The following is a 5,515-nucleotide window of genomic DNA, read 5'->3' as shown; positions in this document are numbered from 1 at the left end:
GGGGGCGGCCCCCGGGGGCGGGGGGGCCCTGGGCCCCCCCCCGGGGCCCCCCCCCGGGCCCGGGGGGGGACGGGACGGCCGCCGCCACCGGGGCAGGGCGGGGCGCACGCACCGGGGCGACCGGAGCCGGGCCCAGGTCGTCGAAGTCGGACTCGGCGGCGCTCACCGTGGCCGGGGCGGCGGCGCGCGGCGCGTTGCCCTCGGTCTCGTTGTCGTCGTCTTCGTAATCGGCGTCATTGTCGGCGCCGCTGTTCTCGCTGCCTTCGGCGCCACCGTTTTCGCCACCGGCTTCATCCGGGCGGCGACGACGGCGACCACCGCGACGGCCGCGACGGCGGCGGCCGGTACCTTCGGCGGCGTTGGCCGCTTCGGTACCGGGGGCTTCGTTGTCCAGGCCGGCAATCACCTGGCCCTCTTCGTCCAGCAGCGGGGCCACGGGCACTTCGCCCTCGGCCAGCTCGCCGCCGCTGGCGGCCGCCTGCGCGGCAAGGCGCGCGGCGCGGGCGTCGCGACGCTCGGCTTCGCGCTTCTGATTTTCCGCGCGCTGGATTTCGCGGCGCTCGGCTTCCTTCTTCAGGTTTTCCTCGCGGCGCTGCTGGCCCTCGATGCGGCGCTGTTCGTCCTGCTTCTTCTGGTCTTCGGTGCGCTCGGGCTTGGGAGCCTTGGCCTGCGCCGGGTCGGACGGCTTGCCCTGCGGCGGCTTGCCGCCGGCCTGGCCAGCCTGGGCGGGCTTTTCGCCGCGCTCGGGGCGCGGACCGCGCTCGCCGCGGTCACCGCCGCCGCTGCGCGAACCACGGTCACGGCCACGGCCGCCGCGGTCACGGTTGCCGCCGCCTTCGCTGCGGCCGTTGCGGTCGGAACGTTCCGGGCGCGCCGGCTTGGACGCCGCGGGCGCGGCTTCCGCCGACGGCTCGCCGGCGAAGAATGCCGCGATGCGCGCGAACAGGCCCGGCTTGGCTACCGCAGGCTTGTTGGAGAACACCGGCGCGGGCGCGGCGGCTTCCACTTCCACTTCCTCGCGCACCGGCGCCGGGTTCGGCGGGCGCACGGCGGTGACGGCCGGCAGGTCGGGCACGTTGATCTGCGCCTTGGTCAGCGAATGCACCGCCAGCTTGCGCGGGGTGGTGCGGTGGTAGCTGGGCTTGCTGCCTTCTTCCGCGATTTCATTCTCGCGCAGGCGCGAGATGTTGAAGTGCGGGGTTTCCAGCGCGTCGTCGGCCACGATCACCACCGGGGCCTCGTGGCGGGTTTCGATTTCGATCAGCGCGCGGCGCTTTTCGTTCAACAGGTAATTGGCGATTTCCGGCGGGGCCTGCACCAGCACCTGCGCGGTGTTTTCCTTCATCGCATGCTCCTCGGCCAGGCGCAGGATGCTCAGCGACAGCGATTCCACGCTGCGCATGCGGCCGTGGCCTTCGCAGCGCGGGCAGATGATCTGGCTGGATTCGCCCAGGCTCGGGCGCAGGCGCTGGCGGCTGAGTTCCAGCAGGCCGAAGCGGGAGATGCGGCCGATCTGCACCCGGGCGCGGTCCTGCTTGAGCGCGTTCTGCAGGCGCTCTTCCACCAGGCGCTGGTGCTTGCCCGAACCCATGTCGATGAAGTCGATCACCACCAGGCCGCCCAGGTCGCGCAGGCGCATCTGGCGGGCCACTTCGTCGGCGGCTTCCAGGTTGGTGTTGAACGCGGTTTCTTCGATGTCGCTGCCCTTGGTGGCGCGCGAGGAGTTCACGTCCACGGCGGTCAGGGCTTCGGTCTGGTCCACCACGATGCTGCCGCCCGAGGGCAGGCGCACCTGGCGCTCGTAGGCGCCTTCGATCTGGCTTTCAATCTGGTAGCGGTTGAACAGCGGCGTGGGGTCTTCGTAGAACTTGAGCTTGCGCAGGTTCTGCGGCATCACCGAAGCCATGAAGTCGCGCGACTCGTCGTACATCTCCTGGGTGTCCACCAGGATCTCGCCGATGTCGGCGCGCAGGTAGTCACGCAGGGCGCGGATGATCAGGCGCGATTCCTGGTAGATCAGGAAGGGCGAGGGCTTGGACAGGGCGGCGTCGGTGATCGACTTCCAGACCTGCAGCAGGTAGTCGAGGTCCCACTGCAGCTCGTCGGCGGCGCGGCCGACGCCGGCGGTGCGGATGATCACGCCCATGTCGTCGGGGATGGTCAGCGCGTCCATGGCCTCTTTCAGGGCCTGGCGGTCGTCACCCTCGACGCGGCGCGAAACGCCGCCGGCGGTGGGCGAATTGGGCATCAGCACCATGTAGCGGCCGGCCAGCGAGATGAACGTGGTCAGGGCGGCGCCCTTGTTGCCGCGCTCTTCCTTGTCGACCTGAACCACCACTTCCTGGCCTTCGCGCAGGAACTCCTTCAGGCCGGCCTTGTTGGGGTCGACGCCGGGGACGAAGTAGTCGCGGGAGATTTCCTTCAGCGGCAGGAAGCCGTGGCGTTCACCGCCGTACTCCACGAAGGCCGCCTCGAGGGACGGTTCCAGCCGCACGATGCGGCCCTTGTAGATGTTGGACTTCTTCTGTTCCTTCGAGGGCTGCTCGATGTCGATGTCGTAAAGATTCTGGCCATCGACGATCGCCACGCGCAGCTCTTCGGCCTGCGTGGCATTGATCAACATACGCTTCATTGTCTGGTGTCCTCACGCGCTCTTACCGCGAGGAACGCCGGGGTCCGCACCCTGATGTCGCTGACCGGGCGCGCACCGCGCGTCCCGGCCTGGGCAGAACTTCCAGCGCTACTGAACCTTCGGGCGTACCCGCGGGAGCGCTTGTTTGTTTTGTTAGCTGAAGGGTTCCGGAAACCGCCGAGCGTTTTCCGGGGTATCGCACACTTGTAAGGTGTGCGGCGATATCCGTCTGCCATCGGTACCGGCTAACATGGTCACCCCCGTGGGGTGTGGTAGCGGTTCTTCAGGATTCGCAGGGCTTTGGCTTTCGGCCGGCAGCCCCAGGGAAATCAGGACGTTATCTCGCGGTCCGATTGTATAGGTGAAGAACCCATGGCGGCAAATGAACCCTCCACCGGCGTGAAGATGGTCAAGGTCCCGGAGGACCGGGACGGCCAGCGCCTGGACAATTTCCTGCTGCTGCAGTTCAAGGGCGCCCCGCGCAGCCTGGTTTACAAGCTGGTTCGCAGCGGCCAGGTGCGCATCAACGGCAAGCGGGCCAAGCCCGACAGCCGCCTGGCCGGGGGCGACGAGGTCCGCCTGCCGCCCGTGAAGCTGAACGAGGTGGGCGAGTCCCGGCCGGTGCCCAAGGGTCTGCTGGACCGCCTGGCGGCCAGCATCGTCTTCGAGGACAAGGCCCTGTTGGCCGTGAACAAGCCCAGCGGCCTGGCCACCCACGGCGGCAGCGGCATCAGCCACGGGCTGATCGAGGCGCTGCGGGCGCTGCGACCGGGCGAGCCGCTGGAGCTGGTGCACCGGCTGGACCGCGACACCTCGGGCGTGATCCTGGTGGCCAAGAAGCGCTCGGCCCTGCTGGAGCTGCAGCAGCTGATGCGCGGCGGCGAAGACGACGAGGGCCCTGGCAAGCAGTACCTGGCCCTGCTGGTGGGCCGTTTGCCCAACGGCACGCTCACCGTGGACGCGCCGCTGGAGAAGTCGCTGCTGCAGGGCGGCGAGCGCCGTGTGCGGGTGAATCCGTCGGGCAAGCCCTCGGTCAGCCACTTCAAGGTGATCGAACGCCTGGGCGGCCACAGCTTCTGCGAGGTGCGCATCGAGACGGGCCGCACCCACCAGATCCGCGTGCACGCCGCGCACCTGGGCCATCCGGTGGCGGGCGACGACAAATATGGCGACGAGGAGGCCAACAAGCGCCTGGCGCAGCAGGTGGGCCTCAAGCGCCTGTTCCTGCACGCGGCCTCCATCGAGTTCGCGCTGGAGAAGGGCGCCAAGCCCTACCTCATCAACGCCCCGCTGGGCGACGAACTCAAGGCCGTGCTCGACCGCCTCGGCAAGAGCTGAGCAAGCGGAGAAAACGTACCTGGTACGTTTTCTCCCGCCGTCAGGCGAGGTATTCGACCTTCGCGGCGCAGATGAAGTCGTTGTCGCTCAGGCCACCCACGTCGTGGGTGGAATAGCGCACCACGACGTGGTCGTAGTAGACGCCCAGGTCGGGGTGGTGGTCCTGGGCGTGCGCGACATAGGCCAGCGCATTCACGAAGGCCAGGGTCTGGTAGTAGTCCTTGAACTTGAACGACTTGCGGATGGCCGCGCCGTTGTCGATCAGCTCCCAGCCGGGCAGGGCGGCCAGCAGGGCGGCGGCGTCTTCTGACGCCAGCCGGTGGGCGTCGCCCTTGAGCGGCTTGCAGTGGCGGGCGGCGAGTTGGGCGAGGGTGGTCATGAGGATGTTCCGTTGTTGGTCACACCCAGTATAGGCGGTGGGTCTACAATACGTTTCATGATCAATATCACCGAGTCCGCCCAGGCCTATTTCCAGCGCCTGCTGCAATCCCAGGGCGACGACGCCGTGGGTATCCGCCTTTCGGCCCTGCACCCCGGCACGCCGCGTGCCGATGCGCGCCTGGAGTTCTGCGACCAAGGCGATCTGCTGGGCGACGAATGGGCGATTGAGTGCGAGGGCTTCACGCTGTACGTGGACGCCCCCAGTGCACCGTTCATGGATTCGGCCGTGATTGATTTCGTCGGCAACGCCACCGGCGGCCAGCTTTCCATCAAGGCCCCGCGCATCAAGGGCGACCAGCCGCAGGGCGACGCCTCGTTGGTGGAGCGCGTGCAGTGGCTGATCGAATCCGAGATCAACCCGCAGCTGGCCTCGCACAAAGGCCGGGTGGCGCTGGACTCGATTGACGCCGACGGCGTGGTGTACCTGCGCTTCGGCGGCGGCTGCCACGGCTGCGGCATGGTCGACGTCACCTTGAAGCAGGGCATCGAGAAATCGATGATGGCGAAGTTCCCCGAGGTAACCGCCGTGCGCGACGCCACCGACCACAGCACCGGCAGCGCGCCTTACATGGCCCGGGGATGAACGGCGCCGGGCATCGCCGGCGCGTTTAACCGATTTTTTCCAGCATGGCCGGCTAATCTCGCGCAGCCCCTACCCACGCCCCGGTGCCCGTGATCGACGACAGCGCAACGCCCGATCACACGCGGCACTTGCCCGACCCGGCACAAACCCTGGTGGAAGCAGGCTTCCCCTGGTGGCGGATGCCGCGCCCGGCCGTGGAAATGTCGCCGCAGATGCGCCTGGGCCTGTTGGCAGCGATCACGCTTTGGCATGTGGCGGTGGTGTGGGTGTTGGAACTGAGCACCCTCACCGTGAATCGCACCGTGCCCGACGTCATTACCACCCTGGTGTTCATCGAGCCTGAGCCTGAGCCGGTACCTGAGCCGCTGCCCGAGCCGATCCCGGTGCCCGAGCCCCTGCCCGAGCCGGAGGAGCCCGACCCCGTGCCTGAGACCGAAGAGGCCCCGCCCGAGCCCGAGCCCACGCCCGCGCCCACGCCCGAGCCCGAACCCGAGCCGGAGCCGGAGCCCGAGCCCGAGCCC

5 protein-coding genes are annotated in these 5,515 nt (G+C 68.6%); 3 read left to right on the top strand and 2 right to left on the bottom strand.

The genetic code is table 11. The annotated features are described in order from the left end of the window. Nucleotides 1-2,632 (bottom strand): Rne/Rng family ribonuclease (locus tag K0M70_RS06250; RefSeq protein WP_290780731.1); only part of this gene is annotated, 2,632 nt, incomplete at its 3' end. Between the two features lie 372 nt (nucleotides 2,633-3,004). Here K0M70_RS06250 and K0M70_RS06245 point away from each other — a divergent pair. Beyond that, a complete protein-coding gene (locus K0M70_RS06245) occupies nucleotides 3,005-3,970 on the top strand; it encodes an RluA family pseudouridine synthase (RefSeq protein ID WP_290780729.1) in 966 nt (321 codons plus the stop codon). A 40-nt stretch (nucleotides 3,971-4,010) separates the two neighbouring features. Here K0M70_RS06245 and K0M70_RS06240 read toward each other — a convergent pair whose 3' ends face one another. After that, nucleotides 4,011-4,349, bottom strand: a complete 339-nt coding sequence (locus K0M70_RS06240) for a 4a-hydroxytetrahydrobiopterin dehydratase (protein WP_290780726.1) — start codon at nucleotides 4,347-4,349, stop codon at nucleotides 4,011-4,013. Between the two features lie 57 nt (nucleotides 4,350-4,406). On the opposite strand from K0M70_RS06240, the gene K0M70_RS06235 reads away from it, so the two are divergent. Then, nucleotides 4,407-4,994 carry an NfuA family Fe-S biogenesis protein gene (locus tag K0M70_RS06235; protein ID WP_290780724.1) on the top strand — a complete coding sequence of 196 codons (588 nt, stop codon included), beginning with the start codon at nucleotides 4,407-4,409 and terminating at the stop codon, nucleotides 4,992-4,994. A gap of 89 nt (nucleotides 4,995-5,083) precedes the next feature. Continuing rightward, a partial coding sequence (locus tag K0M70_RS06230; RefSeq protein WP_290780722.1) for a hypothetical protein occupies nucleotides 5,084-5,515 on the top strand: 432 nt, incomplete at its 3' end.

It is taken from the genome of Arenimonas sp. (genome assembly GCF_019459675.1).
Taxonomy (GTDB): Bacteria; Pseudomonadota; Gammaproteobacteria; order Xanthomonadales; family Xanthomonadaceae; genus Arenimonas.
This window is presented reverse-complemented; position numbering and strand designations above follow the sequence as displayed.

What these genes read in the sequence shown, in the direction of transcription:
- K0M70_RS06245 (WP_290780729.1), top strand. Translation starts at nt 3,005, where the DNA reads ATGGCGGCAAATGAACCCTCCACCGGCGTGAAGATGGTCAAGGTCCCG.
- K0M70_RS06240 (WP_290780726.1), bottom strand. Translation starts at nt 4,349, where the DNA reads ATGACCACCCTCGCCCAACTCGCCGCCCGCCACTGCAAGCCGCTCAAG.
- K0M70_RS06235 (WP_290780724.1), top strand. Translation starts at nt 4,407, where the DNA reads ATGATCAATATCACCGAGTCCGCCCAGGCCTATTTCCAGCGCCTGCTG.